This is a genomic window from Asaia lannensis NBRC 102526 (assembly GCF_024054035.1).
In the GTDB taxonomy this organism is placed as follows: domain Bacteria; phylum Pseudomonadota; class Alphaproteobacteria; order Acetobacterales; family Acetobacteraceae; genus Asaia; species Asaia lannensis.
This window is the reverse complement of the sequence record NZ_JAMXQU010000007.1, coordinates 79,688-102,252: the sequence shown is the minus strand read 5'-3', so window position 1 is coordinate 102,252 and position 22,565 is coordinate 79,688. Positions and strand designations below refer to the sequence as shown.

General features: G+C 60.1%; 22 protein-coding genes. 13 read left to right on the top strand and 9 right to left on the bottom strand.

Annotated elements, in window-relative coordinates; all coding sequences use genetic code 11:
* Window positions 1–113 precede the first annotated feature (113 nt).
* Window positions 114–371, top strand: coding sequence for a hypothetical protein (locus NF685_RS10455; protein ID WP_222548771.1), 258 nt, complete (start codon window positions 114–116; stop codon window positions 369–371).
* Between the two features lie 114 nt (window positions 372–485).
* Here the strand turns inward: NF685_RS10455 and NF685_RS10450 are convergent, their stop codons facing one another.
* From NF685_RS10450 to NF685_RS10430, 5 genes are read right to left on the bottom strand one after another with little or no spacing between them, the layout of a single operon-like run.
* On the bottom strand, window positions 486–947 hold the full coding sequence (locus tag NF685_RS10450) for a SufE family protein (protein ID WP_252849557.1): 462 nt from the start codon (window positions 945–947) through the stop codon (window positions 486–488).
* A complete protein-coding gene (hslU, locus tag NF685_RS10445) occupies window positions 944–2,260 on the bottom strand; it encodes an ATP-dependent protease ATPase subunit HslU (RefSeq protein WP_222548732.1) in 1,317 nt (438 codons plus the stop codon). The genes NF685_RS10450 and hslU overlap by 4 nt, the downstream gene beginning before the upstream one ends.
* Window positions 2,260–2,841, bottom strand: a complete 582-nt coding sequence (hslV, locus tag NF685_RS10440) for an ATP-dependent protease subunit HslV (RefSeq protein ID WP_222546987.1) — start codon at window positions 2,839–2,841, stop codon at window positions 2,260–2,262. The genes hslU and hslV overlap by 1 nt, the downstream gene beginning before the upstream one ends.
* A 55-nt stretch (window positions 2,842–2,896) precedes the next feature.
* Window positions 2,897–4,837, bottom strand: a complete 1,941-nt coding sequence (locus tag NF685_RS10435) for a response regulator (RefSeq protein ID WP_252849556.1) — start codon at window positions 4,835–4,837, stop codon at window positions 2,897–2,899.
* Entirely contained in the window at window positions 4,834–6,705 is a 1,872-nt protein-coding gene (locus NF685_RS10430) for an ATP-binding protein (protein ID WP_222546986.1), read from the bottom strand. The genes NF685_RS10435 and NF685_RS10430 overlap by 4 nt, the downstream gene beginning before the upstream one ends.
* A 187-nt stretch (window positions 6,706–6,892) precedes the next feature.
* Here NF685_RS10430 and NF685_RS10425 point away from each other — a divergent pair, with 187 nt between their 5' ends.
* The 9 genes from NF685_RS10425 (at window position 6,893) to NF685_RS10385 (ending at window position 14,545) form a co-directional block, all read left to right on the top strand.
* Window positions 6,893–7,303, top strand: coding sequence for a hypothetical protein (locus NF685_RS10425; protein WP_252849555.1), 411 nt, complete (start codon window positions 6,893–6,895; stop codon window positions 7,301–7,303).
* A 19-nt stretch (window positions 7,304–7,322) separates the two neighbouring features.
* On the top strand, window positions 7,323–8,084 hold the full coding sequence (locus tag NF685_RS10420) for a cell division ATP-binding protein FtsE (protein WP_222546985.1): 762 nt from the start codon (window positions 7,323–7,325) through the stop codon (window positions 8,082–8,084).
* Window positions 8,081–8,989 (top strand): cell division protein FtsX, encoded by a 909-nt coding sequence (locus tag NF685_RS10415; RefSeq protein WP_222546984.1) that lies wholly within the window; start codon window positions 8,081–8,083, stop codon window positions 8,987–8,989. The genes NF685_RS10420 and NF685_RS10415 overlap by 4 nt, the downstream gene beginning before the upstream one ends.
* Entirely contained in the window at window positions 8,986–9,576 is a 591-nt protein-coding gene (locus NF685_RS10410; RefSeq protein WP_222546983.1) for a YdcF family protein, read from the top strand. Before NF685_RS10415 ends, NF685_RS10410 begins: the two co-directional genes overlap by 4 nt.
* Before the next feature lie 185 nt (window positions 9,577–9,761).
* Entirely contained in the window at window positions 9,762–10,505 is a 744-nt protein-coding gene (locus NF685_RS10405; protein WP_252849554.1) for a lysophospholipid acyltransferase family protein, read from the top strand.
* Between the two features lie 329 nt (window positions 10,506–10,834).
* Window positions 10,835–11,875 (top strand): DUF2125 domain-containing protein, encoded by a 1,041-nt coding sequence (locus NF685_RS10400; RefSeq protein ID WP_222546981.1) that lies wholly within the window; start codon window positions 10,835–10,837, stop codon window positions 11,873–11,875.
* 85 nt (window positions 11,876–11,960) lie between these two features.
* Window positions 11,961–13,370 carry a cytochrome ubiquinol oxidase subunit I gene (locus NF685_RS10395; RefSeq protein ID WP_222546980.1) on the top strand — a complete coding sequence of 470 codons (1,410 nt, stop codon included), beginning with the start codon at window positions 11,961–11,963 and terminating at the stop codon, window positions 13,368–13,370.
* A gap of 9 nt (window positions 13,371–13,379) precedes the next feature.
* A complete protein-coding gene (cydB, locus tag NF685_RS10390) occupies window positions 13,380–14,402 on the top strand; it encodes a cytochrome d ubiquinol oxidase subunit II (protein ID WP_222546979.1) in 1,023 nt (340 codons plus the stop codon).
* A gap of 11 nt (window positions 14,403–14,413) precedes the next feature.
* Window positions 14,414–14,545: a DUF2474 family protein gene (locus NF685_RS10385; protein WP_222546978.1), complete on the top strand. Its 132-nt coding sequence runs from the start codon at window positions 14,414–14,416 to the stop codon at window positions 14,543–14,545.
* On the opposite strand, the gene NF685_RS10380 is transcribed toward NF685_RS10385, so the two are convergent.
* Both NF685_RS10380 and gloB read right to left on the bottom strand, forming a co-directional pair.
* Window positions 14,526–15,140 (bottom strand): HAD family hydrolase, encoded by a 615-nt coding sequence (locus NF685_RS10380; RefSeq protein ID WP_222546977.1) that lies wholly within the window; start codon window positions 15,138–15,140, stop codon window positions 14,526–14,528. The genes NF685_RS10385 and NF685_RS10380 overlap by 20 nt on opposite strands.
* A gap of 13 nt (window positions 15,141–15,153) precedes the next feature.
* On the bottom strand, window positions 15,154–15,873 hold the full coding sequence (gloB, locus tag NF685_RS10375) for a hydroxyacylglutathione hydrolase (protein WP_252849553.1): 720 nt from the start codon (window positions 15,871–15,873) through the stop codon (window positions 15,154–15,156).
* A gap of 227 nt (window positions 15,874–16,100) precedes the next feature.
* Between gloB and NF685_RS10370 the strand changes: the two genes are divergently transcribed.
* The 3 genes from NF685_RS10370 (at window position 16,101) to NF685_RS10360 (ending at window position 18,619) form a co-directional block, all read left to right on the top strand.
* Window positions 16,101–16,916, top strand: a complete 816-nt coding sequence (locus NF685_RS10370) for a class I SAM-dependent methyltransferase (RefSeq protein ID WP_222546975.1) — start codon at window positions 16,101–16,103, stop codon at window positions 16,914–16,916.
* Window positions 16,879–17,625: a phosphatidylserine decarboxylase gene (locus tag NF685_RS10365; RefSeq protein WP_261390274.1), complete on the top strand. Its 747-nt coding sequence runs from the start codon at window positions 16,879–16,881 to the stop codon at window positions 17,623–17,625. The genes NF685_RS10370 and NF685_RS10365 overlap by 38 nt, the downstream gene beginning before the upstream one ends.
* Window positions 17,626–17,719: 94 nt before the next feature.
* The gene (locus tag NF685_RS10360; RefSeq protein WP_222546973.1) at window positions 17,720–18,619 is read left to right on the top strand and encodes a CDP-alcohol phosphatidyltransferase family protein; all 900 of its coding nucleotides are present in this window, start codon (window positions 17,720–17,722) and stop codon (window positions 18,617–18,619) included.
* Between the two features lie 60 nt (window positions 18,620–18,679).
* Here the strand turns inward: NF685_RS10360 and NF685_RS10355 are convergent, their stop codons facing one another.
* Together NF685_RS10355 and NF685_RS10350 are read right to left on the bottom strand one after the other, a co-directional pair.
* The gene (locus NF685_RS10355; protein WP_222546972.1) at window positions 18,680–21,229 is read right to left on the bottom strand and encodes a TonB-dependent receptor; all 2,550 of its coding nucleotides are present in this window, start codon (window positions 21,227–21,229) and stop codon (window positions 18,680–18,682) included.
* A 369-nt stretch (window positions 21,230–21,598) separates the two neighbouring features.
* Window positions 21,599–22,561, bottom strand: coding sequence for an ion channel (locus tag NF685_RS10350; protein ID WP_222546971.1), 963 nt, complete (start codon window positions 22,559–22,561; stop codon window positions 21,599–21,601).
* Between the last annotated feature and the right edge of the window lie 4 nt (window positions 22,562–22,565).

Below are 22,565 nucleotides of genomic sequence, written 5' to 3'. Positions count from 1 at the left end.
ACCCGCCTCACGGCGGGTTTTTTTGTGACCTGTCCGCGTGCCGACAAAGGACAGCTTGCACAGGCTTCGATAATGTCAGACTGTTGCAGAAACCTCAGCCAAGGATCATTCCAATGCTACGTGGATTTCTCGCCCTGACCGTGCTGCTCGGCACCGCCGCAGCGCCCGCCGCCTATGCCAAGCCCTGTCGCGATGCCACCTCAGGCAAATTCACCAAATGTGAAAAGCCCAAGGCCGAAAAATGTCGCGATGCCAAAGGCAAGTTCATGAAGTGCAAGCCCGGCATGGCCACCAAGGATGAGAGCAAGGTTTCTGCTCCCGAGACTTCGGCTCCTGCCACGCCCGCCGAAGGCGCACCCGGCAAGAACTGATCGTTTGTCAGGCCAAGCTCGGCCTCAGGCGCTTACATACGAAAATGGCCCGGGCGACCGGGCCATTTTCACATCAATACGAGTCTCTTTCCGGTTGCCCTATCGCCCGGTCAGTCAGGCGCGTGCACGGGCCCGTATAGCCTGGGCCATGGCTTCAACACCGTTCCCGCGATTGGTTGACAAGGCCTTGACCAGCCCAAGCTCATGCAGGAATTTCGGGTCGGTATCCTCGATCTCTGCCCTGCTTCGACCCGAATACACACGCAGCAGAAGGGCAACCAACCCACTGACGATGGCCGCGTCCGACGCACCGGCAAAGAGCAGTTTGTCCCCGTCCTCGCTGGCTTCCAGCCAGACCTGACTCTGACATCCCGGCACGCGATGGGCATCGTTCTGCCACGCGGCAGGAAAGGACGGGAGACTGCGACCCATCTCGATGATGTACTCGTAACGATCCATCCAGTCATCGAACATCGCGAGTTCTTCGGCAATCGCCGCAATCGCCTCGGCTGCCGTGCCGTCGACAGGCCGAACGAAGACTTCGCCAACCTCGGCGTTATTTTGGGCGCCGCTCACAGGATGAACCTGCTGAGATCGCCCTTGTTCGCCAGAGGCGCGACGCGCTCCTGCACATCGCGCGCCGAGACCGTTATCGTTTCACCACTGCGGTCGGAGGCCCTGAAAGAGATATCCTCAAGCAGACGTTCCATAACCGTCGCAAGACGACGCGCCCCGATATTCTCGACGCGCTCGTTGATGTCGGCAGCCAGTTCGGCCAGCGCATCCACCGCGCCATCTTCGAAAACGAGCGTGACGTTCTCTGTCCCCAGAAGCGACACATATTGCTTGAGCAGCGAATGTTCCGGCTCGAGCAATATGCGTTTGAGATCGTCACGCGTCAGCCCCGCCAGTTCTACACGGATCGGCAGACGCCCCTGCAGCTCGGGAAGCAGATCGGAGGGCTTGGCCAGATGGAAAGCGCCCGATGCGATGAACAGGATATGATCGGTTTTGACCGGGCCGTATTTGGTGGTCACGGTCGTTCCCTCGATAAGCGGCAGCAGATCGCGCTGCACGCCCTCGCGGGAGATATCGCCACTACGCCCGCCGCCTTCACCGGAACGGGCACAGACCTTGTCGATCTCGTCGAGGAACACGATGCCGTGGTCCTGCGTATGACGTATCGCGTCCTGTGTCAGGGCATCGTTATCGACCAGACGATCGGCTTCTTCACGTATCAGAAGCTGACGGGCTGCAGCGATGGTGAGGCGACGCTTCTGCGGCGAGCGGTTCATCAGATTCTTCATCAGATCGCCGAATGCAGCCGCATTCATGACAGTGCCGTTGGCCATGTCCGGCATTTCGCCTGGGCCGCTCTCACGGCCGACCTGAATCTCGATTTCCTTGTCCTCAAGATCGCCCTTGCGCAGCATCTGGCGGAACTTGGTCTTGGTGTCGGCCGAGGCTGCCTCACCGGTCAGCGCATCGACAAGACGCGCTTCTGCCGCCAATTCGGCCTTGGCATTCACGTCCTTGCGCCGCGACTCACGCAGCATGGTGAGCGAGACCTCGACGAGATCGCGAACGATGGATTCCACATCGCGTCCGACATAGCCGACTTCGGTAAACTTGGTGGCCTCGACCTTCAGGAAGGGCGACTGGGCCAGACGGGCAAGACGGCGCGCGATTTCGGTCTTGCCGCAGCCGGTCGGGCCGATCATCAGGATATTCTTGGGCACGACCTCTTCGCGCAGCCCTTCGGGCAGCTGGGCACGACGCCATCGGTTACGCATGGCAATGGCCACGGCGCGTTTGGCCTCATTCTGCCCGATGATGAAACGGTCGAGTTCGGAGACGATCTCGCGTGGCGAGTAATTCGGAATTTCCATCACAGCGTCTCTCCGTCGAGCAGTTCCACCCGGACCGAGTGGTTGGTGTATACGCAGATATCACCGGCAATCTTCATTGCGCGTCGTGCCACGTCTTCGGCACTGAGCCCATCGATATCGATCAGCGCACGCGCGGCTGAAAGCGCGTAATTCCCACCCGAGCCGATCGCGATGATGCCATCTTCGGGTTCGAGCACATCACCATTGCCTGTGAGCGTGAAGGAGCGATGGGCATCTGCCACAGCCATCATGGCTTCCAGACGGCGCAGATAGCGGTCCGTACGCCAGTCCTTGGCCAGATCGACACAGGCCCGTTCGAGCTGGTCGGGATAGCGTTCGAGTTTGGCTTCCAGCCGCTCCAGAAGCGTAAAGGCGTCGGCGGTCGCACCGGCAAATCCGGCAAGAATCGTGCCCTTGGGGCCGATACGTCTCACCTTGCGGGCATTGCCCTTGATGACCGTCTGGCCGAGCGTAACCTGACCGTCGCCCGCCATGGCCACCTGTCCATCGCGACGAACGCAGAGAATGGTGGTGCCATGCCAGCCGACGGGATCGTGTGGGGAGGAAGAATGTGTCTGCATACTCCTTCACATAATCCCTGCGCGCGGGCAGACAAGTCCGCCTCTCATGCCAGCGTTATGGACGCGCCGCCTGACGCTTCTTGCGCAGTGTCGTGACGATGGCCTGTCGCAGTTCCTGCGGCGTGAACGGCTTGCCGAGCACAAACGCGTTGGCCGGCAGATTTTCCGGATCGGCATAGCCGCTCACATAAAGCACGGGCAGATCGGGATAGCGCTCGGCGAGGATCGTTCCACACTCACGCCCCCCCATGCCTGGCATGAGCAGATCGAGCACGACCAGATCGAACGAAGCCCCCGCATCCAGACAGGCGATCACATCGGCACCGTCGCCAACGCTCGCCACGTCATGCCCATCCTGCGAAAGGAACTGCGCTGTCACGAGACGCACGCCGGGCTCGTCATCGGCAAGCAGAATATGAAGCGGTCCGCATGTCTCGGTCACCACCTCTTCAGGCTCGCAGTCGCGGTTTCCGCTCTCCTGACAGATGGGCAGAACCATGGTCATGCTCGTCCCCTCGCCGGGCGTGCTCTCCACCCGAATGTCGCCACCGCTGCGATGCAGGAAACCGTAGATGGTCGACAGGCCCAGCCCTGTCCCGCTCCCAAGACCTTTCGTCGTAAAGAAAGGCTCGAAAATACGTCGCACCACTTCGGGCGGCATGCCGCAACCCTGATCCGTCACGGTCAGCGTCATTCTTTCCACCCCGTCCGACGCGACCTCGCGCCCCGTGGAAATCGAAATCGTCCCACCCTCGGGCATCGCATCGCGCGCATTGATGCAGAGATTGAGCAGCGCCATCTCAAGCTGTCCCGAATCGCTCAGAACGGGAGGAATGAGCAGATCCGGCGGCACTGCGGAAAGATCGAGAACGCAACGCCCCGTCTCGCCACGCAGATCGCTCGCGCGGCTCAGGCTCTGAACGATCAGGTCGTTCATGCTCCAGATCAATGCCACCAGATCGACCGGTTTCAGGGCCATTGGCTTGGGGCGTCCGAATTCGAGCAGACGTCGCGTCAGAACCGTACCGCGACGCGCCGACTCCAGTGCATTATCGAACAGCCTGGTGACGGTCGGGTTCGTCGCTGGCGTCATGTCCTGCAACAGCTCGAGCGAACCGAGCATCGCTGTAAGCAGGTTGTTGAAGTCATGCGCGATGCCCCCCGCCAGGGTCCCGAGCGCATGCATCTTGTCGTCCTGACGAAGACGCTCCTCCATGGCGAGACGCTCGGTCACGTCGCGATCCAGACTCATCTGCCAGCGCTGCTCGCTCGGAAACGGTGCCCCCAGCGCATTGCGTGGCCAGGGAAGCGTCTGACGCGTGAATTCGTGCCATCTCACCCCGTCAGCCGTGGTCTCGGCAACCAGACGGCTGACCCCGCCCTCCTGACGCGTCGCCTCGCGCATCGCGTCGATTTCAGGACGCAGGGACTCAGGATAGAGGCCATCCTCGGTGAGAACGGATTCAGCATCCAGACCGGCATCGGTTTCAAGATTGTGACGCAGCACCGTGCCATCGGCCTGACTGAACACAACCTCCATCGGGACCGATTCGAGTGCCCCGTGCAGCAGCACGCGTTCGATCTTCAGGGCACGCTCGAGCCGGTAATGCGCAGCAACCTCGCGCACCATCGCGCGCAGGGAGTCCGACTCCCATGGCTTGTGGGCATAAAACTGGATGCGCCCCTGGTTGAGGGCCGCCACGACCGCCGCCAGATCGGCATAACCGGTGAGAAGGATACCGCGCGCATCGGATACCTCACGCGCCTTGCTCAGCAAGACATCGCCCGTCATGTTGGGCATGCGCTGATCCGAGACGATCACGGCGATATCGGGCGATTTTTTCAGAAATTCGAGCGCCTCGACCGGATCAGTGCTGGAAAGGATATCGAACTCATCCTCCAGCAGATCGGTCAGCGCGACGAGGATTTCCGCCTCGTCATCGACCAGCAGAATACGGCTTCTGCCATAGGGCACGCTCATTTCGGTCCGCTTCATGCACCTCGTCCTATTGTAACCGGTCCTGTCGGCGTCAGGCGTACCGGCACCGAGAGCGTGAAACACGCCCCAATTCCACGCCCTTCGGGAAGATTGGCATCCTCGATGTCGATACTGCCGCCATGTGCCTCGATAACACCGTAGGCAATCGCAAGGCCGAGCCCCGTTCCCATACCTACAGGCTTGGTCGTGAAGAAAGGTTCAAAGACCCTTGCCCGCAAATCGTCCGGTATGCCCGGACCGTCATCGGCAATGCTGATCACGTAGCGTGCGCCCGCCTCGTCCTGTTCCAGCTTCGTCTCGATCACGATCCTGCCGAAGGACGACCCGGGCTCGCATCCTTGCGCCTCGGCGTTCAGACGTATGGCATCGGCCGCATTGCTGACGATATTCATCACGACCTGATGCAGAAGGGCGGGCTGACAAACGAGCATGCGCGGCGCTGTCAGACGCCGTTCTACCGTTATTTCACGACCGAATTTATGCGCCAGCAGGGCAAGTGCCGTATCGATGGCCTCGACCACGTCCGTATCCTGAAAGGCGCTTTCATCCAGACGCGAAAACCGCCTCAGGCTCAGCACCAGATTCTGGATACGTTGCAGGCCAAGCCGCATGGCGCCGATTCGACTGGAGCATTTCTCGAGCAGGGTCAGCTGAGAAGGCAACAGCGGCCCTTCGGATTCGGTCAGTCTTTGCAGGGCGCGGGCAATCGTTTCTTCATGCGCCAGAGTGAAGGCCAGAGGATTGTTGATCTCATGGGCGATGCCGGCCACGAGTTCACCCAGCGAGGCCATTTTCGCTGTCTGGACGAGCTTTGCCTGCGTCTCGATCAGGCGGGCATTGGCATCTGCAAGCTCGGCATTCGCATGGGCGAGCGCTTCGGCCATGGCCGCTTTGGCTGCGATCGCGCGCGCCTCGCTCTGCGCGGTCTGAAGCGCGACCTCGCGAACCTGACGCTTGATTTCCTGCTGACGGATTTCATCCTGCGCCAGCTTGCGACGGACAAGAACCCGAATACGCAAGGCAAGCACATCGGGAGCAATGTCGCTCGGCACGAGATCGTCGAGCCCCGCATCGAACAGGTCGGCGGCAGAATGCCGCCGGAAACGCTCGGCATCCACAATGCCCAGAATACGAAAGGACGTACCGCCCGCCTCCAGCACATCCTGCCGTCGCGCATCGAGCCTGCGACAGAAATTGACGCCATCGAGCAGACGCGACGTCAGGTCGAGCACAAGGCAGTCCGGCCCCTCATCCCCGCCGAGCCATCCGCCATGAATCAGTTCGCTCGATGCGGCCACCGTGGTGACCGTATGACCGTCACGCCAGAGCAGTTCGCCAAGCGACGCACCCGATGCATCGCGCTCCCAGCTGGCATTATCCCCACGCTCCTCTTCATCTTCCTCGGTACGGGGGCTGACAACGATGACGATACGCGCCCTGCGGAAACGACCGGCTTCCTCGGCCTGGAGGAAATCGGATCCTTCACGCAACAGCGCGCGAATGCGCAGAACGAGCAGATCGGGATGCGCCGATTTGGAGATATAGGCATCGGCGCCGCTTTCCAGCCCCTCGCGTTCCAGCGCGGGCCCCACATCGTCGGTCAGCATCAGGATCGGAATGGAGCGCGTCTGGGCGTTCATGCGGAACTGACGGGCCATCTGGCCGCCATTCATGCCGGGCAGGTGATAATCCGCCACCACCAGATCGGGCAAACCGTCATCGAGGCAGGTCAGGGCCTCCTCACCGCTCGAAACACGCCGGACCGCAAAACCGGCTTCGTCGAGCAGCGCGACGAGCACCAACGCCTGACTGTCCGATTCCTCGACCAGCAGGATATTGGGGCGGGAGGTATCTGACAGGGTCATAAAATCTCAAAATCCATCGGACGTTCGCTCTGACCGTATAAAGATCCCCGGGCAGGATCGTTGCGGCACCTGTGCAGCAATCATTGCATTTCAACGCGCTGGCAGCTACCTCAACATCAGACAACGTGGCCAGCCCCGACTGGACGCCACTTCATTCGTGCCCGTCACGACAAGCTGGAAGCGCCCCATGGAAGTTTCGCCCCGCCCGTCCCTGTCACGTCTTGCCCAGCCGAGCGACGACCGCGACCCGCGCCCAGCGACCGGGCTGGCGCTTCTTCGCACCGGGTTCTGGGCCATCTGCTACTTTGCCTTCTATTTCGCCCAGCAGGTTGCCGAGGTACTCGCCCCGCTCTGCCTCGTTCTGGGCATAGGCTGGATGGCCCTGCCACGTGCCCTGGCCTCGATCACAACGAATACCGCAAGCGCCGATCCGCAGGCGCAGGACGTCATGAACCACGTTGTCGGCAGCATTCCCGATCATCTGGCGATCGGCAGCCATGTCATGACGGCGAGCGGGCTGGTTTTCGACGGTTTCATGCTTATGGCCGTAGCCGCTCTGGGTGCGACGATCTCGGCTGTCGCTGCACGCAACATGTAATCATTCTGCCGGGGCGTTCATGATCCGGTTTCACCATGTCACCTACCGCCATGCCTCTCGCCGCCATGCTGCCCCTCCCCCCGGCGCGAAGGGCAGAAAGGGTGGCAGTCGCTCCATGCCGCGCCCGGTGCTGGATGGGATCGATTTCACCCTTCCGCAGGGAAGCTTTCACTGGCTGACCGGCCCCTCCGGCGCTGGGAAATCCAGCCTCCTTCGCCTTGCCCATCTTGAGACCTTGCCCGATTCAGGCGTCGTCGAAATACTTGGCGTGGATGTTGCCCGTGCCACGAGAAGACAGCGTGCCCAGCTCAGACAGCGTATCGGTTTCATTCCGCAGGATCTTCGCCTCCTGCCAGAGCTCGATGTGCTCGATAACGTCGCCCTGCCCCTGCGTCTTGCAGGGGCGCGCGACAGCAGCACGGGCGCGGAAGTGCAGGCAATTCTCGACTGGCTCGGCCTTGCTGACAAGGCACGAAACCTGCCCGACGAGCTTTCAGGGGGAGAGCGACAACGCGTTGCCATTGCGCGTGCGCTGGTCACACGCCCGGCCGTTCTGCTGGCAGACGAGCCGACCAACGCCCTGGCAGAATCGCAAAGCTGGCAACTTGTCGAAGCGCTTCAGGCGCTCAGCCGCTCAGGCACGACAGTCATCGTTGCAACCCATAACGAATCCCTGCTGCGCGCCGCTCCGTTCCCGCGCATCGCCCTCAGAAACGGGCGCCTCGACACCCCAACCCCTTTCACCGACCCGACCGGCGATAATCGGGGCGACATGACATGAAGCGCACGCTGCCGGACGGCCTTCATCTCGGCAGGCGGGATCGTGGGCTCGTTCCTGTCATTGCGGCCGTGGCCGCCATTGCGACATTGGCCCTCGGCGGATGGAATGCGGCACGCAGTCTCTCGCGCGAATGGGATAACGGGGCAAGCCATCAGGTCACCATCGAAATCCCCGATCTGACCGGAGATGCCCGTGCGACCGCCGACAGAGTTGCCGCAGTGCTCAGAAGCGACCCGGGCATCGAGGCGGTGGATATCCTTCCCGAGGAAAAGATACGCGACATTCTGCGTCCCTGGCTGGGGACCATGCAGACCTCACTGTCGGATCTGCCGGTCGTCCTGTCCCTGACACGTCGCAATCAGGCCCCCGTCACCGATCTTCCTGTCATTCTCGATACCATCGCACCATCCGCCATTGTTGAGGAAAATGCCCGCTGGGGCGAGAGACTCATCCTGCTGGGCCAGAGTCTCCAGGCCTGCGCGTGGCTGGCCGTCCTCCTCTCCGGGATCGCCACAGCGGGCGTCACGACGCTCTCGGTACGTATGACACTCCTTGCCAGACGTCGCACGATCGAAATCCTGCACGGGCTCGGTGCCAGCGACAGTCTGATTGCCCGACGCATCGCATGGCGAAGTGCGGCACTGGGCCTCGGCGGCGGGCTGATCGGTACGATACTGGGTGGCGTCACTCTGGCCGTTCTGCATCGACTGATCCTACCCTTCATGGACCATACGCAAGAGACCCTGCCGATCTGGCCTGAAAGCTACGGAGACTGGCTTTCGGTCTGGACGATGATTCCTCTGGGTCTGCTTCAGTCGCTCGGCTGCGTTCCTCTTCTGGTCGCGGCACTCAGCTTTGCGGTGGCGCAAGGTACCGTGCGGCTGTGGCTCAGGCGGCTGCCATGAAATTCTGGCTGGCCCTGCCCTTTCTGGTGCTCGTTCTCTGCGCTGTCTGGTGCGCCGGTTTTGCCTGGTTCTGCGTCGATGCGCTCAATCCGGTCAGTCAGCCCGTACCGTGCGATGGCATTGTCGCGCTGACCGGGGGGCGCGATCGTATAGAAACGTCCCTCATGTTGCTCGACAAAGGCGTTGGGCACAAACTGCTGATTTCAGGGGTCGGACCACATGCAACGCTCAGCCAGCTGACAGAACACGCCCCGGTGACCCTGACCCCCGATCTGGCCGCGCGTATCACGCTGGGCAGACGCGCCGTCTCGACCATAGGTAATGGGTCCGAAACCGCTGAATGGGCCAGACGAAATGCCATTCACTCGTTGCTTGTGGTCACGGCGGGCTATCACATAAGGCGTGCCATGGTGGAACTGCATCGCGCCGCACCGGGCGTCACCCTTTATCCTTATCCGGTTCGCTCTCCTGCCCTGCGCCGCAGCCCGGATCGCGCAACTTTCTCGCTTCTTCTACGCGAATATATCAAGTGGATCGGCTCACATCTCGGTCTTTCCCGCGGGGTGAATCTCGCCCCTCGCCCATAACCGGAAGAGAACCCCAAAGCGGGGTGAGCGTCTGAGGGGCGGGTTTTCCATGCGGTTTTATGCGGCCATGTCATTCCCCCGCCCTGCATGTTGCTTTAGGGATCGGCTGTCAAAACACGCCTTGACCGGGCGATCCTGCCACATGACACAGGGTTACCGTCCGCCTGTACAGCTGGGGGAGTTGCATGAACCGGATACGCGCTATTCTCTTTGTCACCTATTTCGTGACCCTGACCCTGATCATGGGGCTCATCGCAATGCCGATACGCGCTCTGCGACACCGTACGCTTGCGTTACGCTACGCCCAGTGCTGGTCCAGGCTCACGCTCTGGGGGCTCAGAGTCCTGTGCAATATCCGTATCGTCGTAACCGGGGCGGAAAACCTGCCTGAAGCTGCCTGCCTGATTGCCTCGCAGCATCAGTCCTATTTCGACGGCTTTATCTGGATGACGCTCGTGCCCAGACCGGCCTATGTCATCAAGCAGGAACTGACACGCATTCCCTTTATCGGCCCGATGCTTCTCCTGTCGGGCATGGTTCCCGTCGAGCGCGCAGCAGGGGCCAAGGCATTACGAGCCCTCATGAAAGCGACGCAGGAGCATTTCGACGAGGGAAGACAGATCATCATCTTTCCGGAAGGCACCCGCACGCACCCGGGAGAAAGGGCCCCGCTTCAGCCGGGTGTCGTGGCCCTTGCCAAACAGGCAGCCGTTCCGGTCATTCCTGTGGCGACGAATTCCGGCCTGCACTGGCCCAGACGCGGGTGGCTCATGCAGCCGGGAGAAATCAGGATTGCCATCGGTGACGCGCTTCCAGCCAACGCAGGCAGAAGCTCGCTGATCGACTCGATCTATCGCTCGTGGGACAAGTTATGCGCAGGGGCCGGATTGCCACACCCTGTGGATAACTCTGTGGACCCGCATTCCTGATCGGGGGAGAAGCTGTGCGAAACCCGGGGGTAAACCATGCCCGTGCCGGAACGGACAGGCAACGAGCCCGACAAGCCTCAGCCTGAGACGAGTCAAGAGGTAATCGCGATAAAACCTAGGTTTTTAGCGCTTACAAGCTCAAAATTTTTCGCGGCTGGCGCATCTAACACAGGCGTCGCGGGTTTCATAGCCCTCCCGGCAAGACTCTTTTTTTTCATGTAGAAACCGCCTCTTGTGCTCTGGGGATAAATTGTGCGCTTTCCCACGAAGACTGTGAAATCACGCTACATCCATGCCTGCTGCCCCAAGTATCTCTGGGGAAATCCCTGATGAGAAAAGGACTGTTCTTCCCACTTCTCGGTGTTACAGGCCTGTTACTCGCAACCCTTGTCTATGACGCGTTTCTCGTAACACGGCTCGATCAGCGTCTCGACGCGTTGCCCCCTGCGCTCAAGACAAAGGGATGGACGCTCGTCTGGGCGGAAAAGTCCCGCCACTGGGGTCTGACGGGCGAGAGGCTCGACCTCATCCGACCCGTTCTTTCCGATGCGAACGGACAGGGCTGGGCTGTCGAGCGCTTGACGCTGCACGCCCGACTGCTTCATCCCGGATCGTTCTCTTTCGTGACGGACGGAACGCAGATCCTGCGCCCCGGAACACGCCCCGAAATGCACGCCGAAACGCATTCCGGGGAGAGAACACTTCTCACCGCCGGAAAAAGCCGGGGTGTCGTATCGCCGACAGGCCACTCGCTAACCGTGCATACAGACGTCGCCACATTCTCGAACCCGCCGCTTGGAGGGATCGACGCGATTGTGCTGCGCGCCGTCACGGCCCGTGTCGTACTGAACACCCAGACCGCCCCGGATGCCCCTGACTGGGTTGTGGATCTGACTGCCGGGTCGTTTCTACCCGAACTCTCGCCCGAGCGGGATACGAGCGGTCTGACCGGTAAGATTTCTCCGCTGCTCGCGGCACTCCCTGCACCGGAACATTTTCATCTCATTCTCGTTGCGCTCAGGCGCGTTGAGGCTGAAAACGCGCTCGACAAGAGTCATGAACGATATTTAATACAGGAGGCCTCCTTCCATCTTGGACCTCTCTCCTGTGTTGCACGGGGCAAAATATCCGACGATGGCTCCGGCTCGATCTGGGTCGAGCTGCAAGGATTGCGAGCCTTCAGCCACGCTTGGCTCGCAGCGATCCCGGAAACGGTCAGGGCAAACCCCGATTACAGCCGCCTGCTGGCCAGCATCGATGAACAAACGGCAAGGATACCAGACCGCCTGAGTCTGCCTTTACCGATCGATGGTTATGACATTTCATTGCAAAATCACGTTTCCGCGATAATAAGAGCGCACTCTCGTTGAACCGGAGGGGAAGCCGAAGCCTTATAGGCAATGGCAGACATCCATTCCCCTTCACGACTGGCCTTGATGGCCGCGGATCCTTGCAATGCCTGACATGAGTGCTCTCTTCCTCGCACGATTGCAATTCGCGTTTACCGTCGGATTTCATATCGTCTTTCCCGCCTTCTCGATCGGCCTGGCTGCATTCCTTGCCGTGCTCGAAGGCCTCTGGCTCAAGACGGACAAACCCGTCTATCTCGACCTTTTCAAATACTGGCTGCGCGTCTTTTCGGTCGTGTTCGCCATGGGCGTCGTCTCAGGACTGGTCATGTCCTACGAGTTCGGCACCAACTGGTCGCAGTTCTCTCAAAAAGCGGGTCCGATCCTCGGCCCGATGCTCGCCTATGAGGTGATGACAGCCTTCTTCCTTGAGGCTGGCTTCCTTGGCGTCATGATGTTCGGGCTCAATCGTGTGGGCAAGAGGCTGCATTTTGCCGCCACCTGCATGGTCTCGATCGGCACGCTGATCTCCATGAGCTGGATCCTGTCTTCCAACTCCTGGATGCAGACGCCTCAGGGCTACAAGATCGATGCGGCAACCGGCCGTTTCCTTCCCGCCGACTGGTGGGCCATCGTCTTCAACCCCTCTTTCCCCTTCCGTCTCGTGCATATGGCGCTCGCCGCATTCCTGTGCGTCGCGTTCATCGTGGGCGGTGTGGGTGCTTGGCATCTGCTCAAGGCAAAGCGTCAGAAGCGTCAGCCGACCGATGCCGTGAAGGTCATGTTCTCCATGGCCATGTGGATGGCTGCCATTGTGGCACCGCTCCAGATCCTGGCTGGCGATGCACACGGGCTGAACACCCTCAAATACCAGCCTGCGAAGATCGCTGCGATGGAAGGCGACTGGGAGAGCGAAAGCCGCGCGCCGGAACTTCTGTTCGGCATACCGGACATGGAGCATGAGGTTACACGCTACAAGATCGGCATTCCGCTCGTCGGATCGCTTATCCTGACGCATAGTCTCGATGGCAAGGTTCCTGGCCTGAAGGATTATCCCAAGAACGATCGTGCCCCCATGTACGTGGTGTTCTACACCTTCCGCGTGATGATCGCGCTTGGCGGCCTCATGGCCCTGATCGGGTTCTTCTCGCTGTTCCTGCGCTGGAAGGGAGGATTCTACACCAACCCGATCCTGCTGCGCGCAGCCCTTCTGATGACGCCTGCCGGCTTCATCGCCCTGCTCTGCGGCTGGGTTACGACAGAAGTCGGTCGTCAGCCTTTCACCGTTTACGGTCTGCTGCGCACGGTCGACAGTGTGTCGCCTGTCACACTGCCGAACATGGAAATCTCGATGACCGCCTTCGTCATCGTATATTTTATCGTCTTTACCGCCGGTATCGGCATCCTGCTGCGTGACTTCTCCAAGGAGCCGAGCTCGCACGAGCCGGGCGTCTCGCATAACGAGCCGCATCGTGCTGCTGGTATCACCCAAGTCTCCAATCACCCGGCGGAGTAAGCACCTGTCATGAATACCCTAGCCTACTGGTTGCCCATTATCTGGGCAGCCCTCGCAGCTCTGGCCATTTTCATCTATGTCTGCCTCGACGGGTTCGATCTGGGCATTGGCATCCTGTTCCTCGGTGAGCACCGCAAGGAACATCGCGATGTCATGGTCAACACCATTGCGCCGGTCTGGGACGGTAACGAAACCTGGATGATCTTCGGTGGCGCCGCACTTTACGGCGTTTTCCCTGTCGCCTACGGCACCATTCTGCCAGCGCTTTATCTGCCCATCCTGTTTATGCTGCTTGCCCTGATCCTGCGCGGGGTCGCCTTCGAATTCCGCGTCAAGGCCAACGGTATTTTCGGCACGACGTTCTGGGATCGCTCTTTCTGCCTCGGCTCGCTTGTGGCCGCTGTCATGCAGGGCATCATCCTCGGCGAGCTGATCTTGGGCGTAAAGGTCGAGAACAACGCCTTCGTCGGCAGCGCCTGGGACTGGGTCGCGCCCTTCCCGCTGTTCTGCGGCTTTGCCGTCGCCGTGGGCTATACGCTCCTTGGCGCAACCTGGCTTGTCTGGCGCACCGAGACCGATCTGAAGGCCGTCATGCAGCGTCTTTCTGCACCGCTCGGTATCGCCATGCTGGCCCTCATTGCGGTCGTTTCGGTCTGGACGCCCTATCTGCACGCCAACTACATGCATCGCTGGACCAGCTTCCCCGAAATCGTCTGGGTCGCTCCGGTACCCGTGGCCGTCATCGCACTGGCAGCGCTGTTCTTCATGTCGCTGCGCAAGGAACGCGCGCATCTCACGCCGTTCCTGTGCGCGCTGGGCTGGTTCTTCCTGTGCTTCTCGGGGCTGGGCATCAATGTCTGGCCCTATATCGTGCCCCCCACGATCACCATCTGGGCAGCTTCATCGCCGCCTGAGAGCCAGCTTTTCCTTCTGGTCGGCGCTTCTGTCCTGCTGCCGATCATCATCACCTACACGATCTATTCCTACTGGGTGTTCCGCGGCCCTGTGACCGCAGACCAGCATTATCACTAGGAGTTCACATCATGCCTGCCTCTTCCGTCCCGTCATCCTTTCTCGCCCGTATCGGCTGGTTTGTCGGACTATGGGCAGGCGGGGTCCTCGCGCTTGCGATCGTCGCGACCCTGATCAAGATCGTTATTTTCCATCAGTGGTAGACTGAGGAACGAGATAAGGGCGAACGTCGATCGCCCTCATCCCGGCATTCCGGGCCGCTTCGAGCCCTTCTTCCGTATCCTCGAAAACCAGACAACGCTCGGGCGGCACGCCGAGCTTCCCGGCCGCAAGCAGATAGAGATCCGGCGCAGGCTTGGGATGCTTCACATCCTCGACCGTGACCACATGCTCGAAGAGCTCCAGCAGATCCAGCGTTCGAAGCGTCGAGATCACGATCGATTTCAGTCCCGCTGACGCAACTGCCATAGGCACATGACCGAACTGTTCACGCGCTATACCGGCAGCAAATCCATGCTCTCGCAGAACATCCAGATGATTGTCGTAAAGCCTGCGGCAACGCGCGAGTAGCGCGTCGCGATCGAGGGTGACACCGAATGCTTTTTCATAAGCCTCGAACAGACGCCCGCTCGATAGGCCGGTTCGCGCCTGATACCATTCAGGTGTCAGTTCATATCCCTGTTCTCCAAGCGCCTCTCTGAATGTCTGGAAATGAACGGGCAGCGTATCTGCTATCGTGCCATCGCAATCGAAAATAATGGCGTCGAAATCGTAGTCGCTCAGTTTAAAATCAGACACGGTATCTCTCTCCTCAGAAACTGTCCTTGGCCCGGCGCAGAGCGGCAAACTGCTCGATATCTGTCGTCATGAGAAACGGGTTGGTCTTGCGCTCGACACCCAGCGCAACCGGCAAAGTGGGCAGATTTCTGGCACGCAAGGCCTTCACCTCCTCGGCGCGACGCTGCAGGGCCTCGTTTTCGGGCATACGGGTCAATGCGAATGCTGCGTTCGACCCGGTATATTCGTGCCCGCAATAAAGCTGCGTTTCGTCGGGCAGCGGGGCATAACGCGCAAGGCTTTCAACCATTTCCTGAGGTGTCCCCTCAAGCAGTCGCCCGCATCCCAGGCTGAAAAGCGTATCGCCGCTGAACAGGGCAGGCACTGACGGGAAGAAGAAGCTGATATGCCCACGTGCATGACCGGGGGTGGCCATCACCTCGCCCAGCTCGCGCCCCACTGCAATCCGGTCTTCATCGTGAAGCAGAAGATCGAGCGCTGGGAGACGTGCCTGATCGGCCTCGGCACCGGCAATACGGGCGCCGTATTTCTGGCGCAGGGCGTCTGCTCCACCGATATGATCGCTGTGATGATGGGTCAGCAGAATGAGGTCGAGCCTGCCTTCGCCTATGGCTTCCATTACAGGGGCAGCCTCACCCGGATCGATCACGGCAACGGTGCCCGTGCGGGTATCGGTCAGGATCCAGGCATAATTGTCCCGGGCAAACGGAACAGCTTTGATATCGAGGGTCATCGCTGCAAATCCTTTGAAATGGCGATCGGCTGATCGCTGACTATGGGGGCAAGATTACGTTGCCTGACAACTCAACGCACCCTTCCCCCTGAAGATCGTCGTCGCACCGTACCCGGTCTTCGCCGCAACCCGGCTTTCACAGATGAGGGAGCCCCCCCGACCTGTTTGCTAAAACAACTGTCGGCCCGCCTCTGGCCGTGGCCTCCCGTTCGGTCTAGCGTGCCGCCATGCCGAAGCATCAAGCCAGATCCATTCCGCCCGATGCCGCCGGATTTTATGCGAGCCGACGTGGCGATCAGGTGACTTCACTTCTGATGGCGCGCCTTACGCCGCTGCTGCCCAATCCGCGTGGCCTGCGTGTTCTGGGTCTTGGCTATGCGCAGCCTCTGCTCGCGCAATGGGCTGCCCTGAGCGAGGCGCACTGGGTTGGCTCGGCGCAGATCGACACGCCGTTGACGCGTCGTCATGGCACCCCCCTGCCCGCATCGTTCGACTGTCCATCCTGCCTTGTGGCACCGGACTGTCTACCCTTTGACGATCTGGGGATCGATCTGGTCGTGCTCGTCCATGGGCTTGAACTGGTCGATCCGCATCCGTTGCTTCGCATGATCTGGAAGGTTCTGGCCGATCATGGGCGACTGGTTCTGGTGGTACCGAACCGCACCGGATTCGCCGCAAAAGATGACACGCTTCCTTTCGGGCATGGCAGCCCCTTTTCTGCAAGCCAGCTCGACCGGGCGCTTCATCGCGGGTTGTTCCGGGCAGAGACCACCTCCTCCGCTCTGAGCGCGCCTCTGGCCATGCTGAGTCTCGGAGAAAAAGCCGCCAGGATGGGCGATCGTGCTTTCGGGCTTCTTGGCCGGCGTCTTGGCGGTGTGCATCTGGTCACGGCCTGCAAGGATCTCTGGTCGGGCATGCCTGTGGAGAGCGAACGCGCGACGCTCGGTTTTGCCCGCCGCGTCACCACGCTGGCCGGATCGACCGGGAGTTATTCCACCGTTCCCGATGGTCCCTCCGAGGCACACAAAGACCGGAAAGCTTGACCCTGCGATACGGTGTCGTAAGACTGCGCGCATGTCCCTGATTCAATCGATCAAATCCGTCCTGGCACCGCCCCACCGCGCTGCTTTCCCCTTCCTCGCGCTGACCGGCGGGCTGACCCTGCTCGGCCGTGCGACACCCTGGAGAGCCACGCGCCTGATCGGCAATGTGGCCCTGGGCGGATTCGGGTTCTGCCTGTATTTCTTCCGCGACCCGAAGCGCTTTCCGCCTGCGCGCACCGATCTGGCGCTCGCCCCCGCCGACGGTCGTGTCGTCTCGGTCGAACTCGCCACTCCGCCTGCCGCACTGGGCATGGGCAGCGATCCCGTCTGGCGTGTTGCAACCTTCCTGTCGGTCCTGAACGTCCATATCAATCGTATGCCGGCAGCCGGTACGGTGACGAAAATCGCCTATCACGCCGGTCAGTTCCTCAACGCCAGCCTGGACAAGGCGTCGGATCTGAACGAGCGCAACGAGGTGCGTCTGACCCTTGAGGACGGCCGCCATATGGCCATCGTGCAGATTGCAGGGCTGATTGCCCGACGTATCGTCTGCTATGTCGATGAAGGCAGCGCCGTCGAGCCGGGCGATCGCTTCGGTCTGATCCGCTTCGGTTCGCGTACCGACCTGTACCTGCCGCCGGGTGTCACCCCGCTGGTCAGCACCGGCCAGACCATGGTCGGTGGCGAAACCGTCATTGCCCATCTCTGAGGCGCAGCCCATCGTGTCAGATACGCATCCCGGTCGGTCGGACGCGATGAGCGACGACAAGACAGCTCGTTCTGCAGGACATCCGGAGGCCCTCATGCCTGAGGGTGTTGCCGCTGCTTTGGCAGATCAGCCTACAGAACAGGGTGAGCGCCCCGTACGCCCCGGTCGCAGACGCCGCCGGTTGCGGCGCATACGCCCGAGGCGTGTGCGGGTGCGCGGGCCATCTTTCAACCGTCTTATCCCGAACCTGCTGACCATGCTCGGTCTCTGCGCCGGGCTGAGCGGCATGCGCTACGGGCTGGAGCAGCAATTCTCCTACGCTGCAGCGGCCCTCGTGATCGCGGCCTGTATCGATGGGCTGGATGGACGTATCGCGCGCCTGCTGCACGGAACGTCGCGCTTCGGTGCCGAATTCGACTCCCTGTCGGATTTCGTCTGCTTCGGTGTGGCGCCCCCCTTTCTGCTCTATCTGTGGACATTGCAGACCAATGGGGGGCGCTACGCCTTCGTTCCCTGCATTCTGTTCACCGTCTGCATGGCGCTGCGTCTGGCACGGTTCAATGCCAGCCTCGATGACGAGGAAAAGCCGGAATATTCCTACAGCTTCTTCACCGGCGTTCCGGCGCCTGCCGGGGCCGGTGTCGTGCTGTTTCCGATTTTCCTGGGGCTCGAAGCGCAGAAGATGCATTGGCCGGTGCTCGACGCTCTTGCACGTTCCCCCATTCTGGCGGCCTGTGCGCTGGTGCTGACAGCCGCACTCCTTGTTTCCACCTTGCCGGTCTGGTCGTTCAAGAACTTCAAGATCCCTTCGCCGTTCGTGCTGCCGCTCATGCTCGGCACACTGCTCTATGCCGCGATCCTCCTGGCCGATCCCTGGCTTGCGCTTGCTGCCGCAGGGCTGATCTATCTGCTGATGCTGCCCTTCAGCCGACGCAGTTTCCACCGCCTCAAGGCGCAGGCGGAAGAAATGTCGGAAGACGTTCCCGAAAGCTGAGATCTCGGAAGACGGAGGCTGCGGAGTGCCCCCGTCTTCTGCCGCTGCATCGGCTCGGACTCAGAAGGCGAGTTCGACCTGACCGCCGAACTGTCTTGCTTCGTTGAAATAGCCCTGAAGCCCTGTCGTGACCCCCAGTGTCTTGAAATAGACATGCTGCTCGGCAAACAGATTGCGTGCCCAGAGCGAGAAAGTCGCCTTCGATCCTGTATGGCCAAGGCGCACATTACCGATCGCCACACGACCGTTCACGATGAGGCCGCTATCGCCCTTGGGTTGATAGACGTTTCGTACGTTACCGACGCCGAGATAAACGGGATCGGTGGTACTGGCGTAATAGCCGCTGTCGATATTGCCATCGAGATGGGCCAGCAGCGTGAAACCCTGAAACGGACGGGTGTAATCCACCTGGAAACTCCCCGAATGCGCCGGGGTATAGTTCTGATAGATCGGCACCAGCATGGTGCTCACGATCCCGACGGAGTTGGGATAGGGGTTCGCCGTGGGCGGGATATGCACGTAGTTGTAGGCATATGAAAATCCAACGGTGAGATAGCGCAGAGGCGAGATATTCAGCTCGGCCTCAACCCCGCTCAGATCGCCACGACCGGGTGCGTTGATGGTCGACGTGGTCGTGCGCGTGGTGAGCTGATTGCCGATCTGATAGGGTTTGCTGAAATCGACCTGGATATCCTTGTAGTCCCCCCAATACCCCGCAACATTGAAGCGCACACGCTGGTCGAGAAATTCCGTCTTGGTTCCGACCTCGAACATGGAAACGGATTCCGGGCCGAAAGCCTCGTAGTCCTGCGCGCGCGAGTTTGCGCCACCCGGCTTGTAGCCCGTGCTCCATTTTCCATAGAGAATGGCATGCTTCGTAAGATCTCCGCTGATCTCGAGCAGCGGATCGACGCGCGACCAGCCTGCATCGAAATCGATCGGCCCTGAAACACCCGCCGTGTTGACCGGCGGCTTGTTATTGACGGTGGTGAGCGTGCCTTTCTTGCCGTCATGCGACCAGCGCAATCCGGCCGTCAGATGCAGCGCATCGCGCAGAACCGGCGGCGTGTAGACCGCATTGCCGTAAACGCCCCAGCTGGTCGAGGTGACCTGACTCGCGCGATCGATCGGCTGCAAGGCCCAGTTGTCATAGGCCGGACCGGAAAACAGCGTATAGGCGCTGCCTGCGGCATCGGTGAATCTATTGGTATAAAAAGCCTGCGCATTATCCGAGGCATGCTCGCGGTAATAGATAAACCCGCCCTGATATTTCAGACGCTTCGTGTGACCGAATGCCTGTATCTCCTGACTGATCTGATCCTGCCAGAAACCGGCCAGCGAATTACGTGCAAAGCTCATCCCGGTGAAATTGCCTGTCGTATTCGACATGCTGCTCGTGACCATGCCGTTATCGTACTGGCTCTGACTCAGCTCCCGATAGGCTGTAATGGATCTGAAATTCAGGTATTTCGGAATAGCCTTGTAGTCGAGCGTCATGCGATGACCGCTGTTCTTGCCGATACTCGGTTTTTCCGGAACGCCTATAGTCGCTGTTTTTGCCCGCGACGTCTGAAGCGTGGCGAGCTGCGCCAGCTTGTTGGTGCCGCCCTTGAGCATCTGCAGCCAGAGCGTGGTGGTGCTGTCATAGGAATTGTCATAGGCGTAATCGGCGGTGAAGTTATCGACCGGGCGATACATTGCCTCTACGTGCACACCATGCTTGTCGTACTGGTTGAACCCGCCCGTATCGGAAAGCGGATTCTGGACCAGCGGCGCGCGATGAGCGGTCACGGCGTCAATCTTGATTGCCAGATCATGAAAAGCAGGGAGATCGAGATGCAGCTCGCCCTTGTTGCTGTTGTAATTGCCAAAACCACCGAGCAGACGCATCCCGAACTTTCCGGTTGGCCGGCGTGTGATGATGTTCAGCGCCCCTGCCTCGGTATTACGTCCGAAAAGCGTGCCCTGAGGGCCTTTGAGCACCTCCATGCTCTCGACATCGAACAGGGCCGTGCCAAGTGCCTGGGGTCGCGCCACATAGACGCCATCGATATAGACCCCTACTCCCTGATCGCGCGCTGGCTGGTTGCTGTCTCCAAGCACGCCCACACCACGTATGTTGACCACCAGTGCGGAATTACGGCCCGAAAACTGGGCTATTCGCAGTGATGGGATAGAACCGTCACCCAGATCGACCAGCGAAACCACATGACGGTTCGCAAGCTGTTTGGCCGTCATGACAGACACCGAAGCCGGTTCTTTCTGGAAATTCCGACTATGTCCGAGCCCGGTAACGCGAATGCTCTCCGGCGTGGTGCGATGGGCAACACGATGCGTCGCGTTGGAGGCGCTTGCCGCGCTGCGCAACGAACCGGAGCGAGGTCGTGCAGCGGCCTCGCCCGTTCCACTGGCTGTAGTAGCGCTGCTGGTCGTCTGCTTGCGTATCTTGCGCGCGGCGCTGGACGGGGGGGTGAGCCTGTCGTGAGAGGCACTCGAATGAGACGGAGACAGCTGGGGCGCACCCTGTGTCGCATCTGAAGAAACAGAAGGCGCCGCCTCAGTCGAAGACGCAGCATAGGAAGACCCGGTGCAGCAAAGAAACGTGAACACCAGGCATAGTCTTTTACCTCTCAACACAACGCTCTCCCGCCCGGGAGCAGATCAGGTATCCGTTCGTCGATCTGTCCGGCTTTGCACGATTTGGACCTATGCAGGCAGGACTCACGATTGAAACCCTAACCAACGAGTCTCAATTAATTCGAAAAAGAAATAGTTGTGTTGCGAAACAAGTATAGATGATGAATTAATGATGACTATGTCACCAGTTTTTCATATTAGTTTCATTTACATGCCATGAATTGATTTACTATTTATCAACACATACCTAGATGCATCAATGCATAGTATCCGCAGCCCGATAGTGAAGCATATCGGGCTGACGGTCGCGCTGAAATAGTGGGATTTTCCTGTGAGGGCCGCTCAGATATGGGGCTCAGGCTCTGCCTCGATATCGTGCATGCGCCTGTAATCAACCCGATAATTTCCCGCAGCATCCTGCTCGATCATATCCACAAAGCGCATTCCCCGGATCATACGGGAATGATCATAGCTGTGCTGTATGAGAACAGCCTGACCCGTCGCCTCATCCGTGCCGCGCACCGTCACCAGAATTTCGGCCAAAGTCGCGTCGATCTGCTCAGGACTCAACAGAACCAGCGGACTCTTGCTATCGATCGGATGAACCAGCGTTTCCGTAAAACGTAACGCAGGCACATGGGACTGCAGCAGGTTCATAGGGGTGAAAATCCGTGTGGGATAACCTCCCTCGCCGATTACCAGCTGCGACAATGAAAGCTCCACCTCCATGGCCAGCACAGCGCTTGCGCGCAGATTGGACAGGCGTATGCACAAGGCAGGCGGTGTTGCACACTGGCTTATCACGCCCAGATGACTGAAGACGATACGCGCTCGCGGTCGCGAAAACCGCGCAAAGACCACGCCGGTCGAGAGCGCGTTGATCATCATCCCCAAAAGGGCTTCGATGGAGACCAGCGCATTGGCCATATGGCCGGTCGGCGCCATAACGCCGTATCCCACGGTGGAAAGCGTCTGCACACTGAAGAAGAAAAGCGAGAGCAGATCCAGATCGGCAGCATTGCTGATATGCGCGTTGCAAAGCCGGTACAGCATCGCAAAACCGAGATTGACCACGACATAGGCAATCGTGGACCATCCCAGAAAGCGTGGCCACGAGGTGGTCAGGGCACGATGATAAAGATCGGTCCAGAAATTGCTGCCAATCCCGATACGAATGACGGCCGCACGTCTTCGCTGCTCGGTGTCTTCATGACGATCATGTCGCCCGTGAGCGCCTGTGCGCTGAGCGGGCAGCCCCGCCTGTATCCTGAACAGATGTCTCCACCGTGCGTGATCCGTACTCATGGCT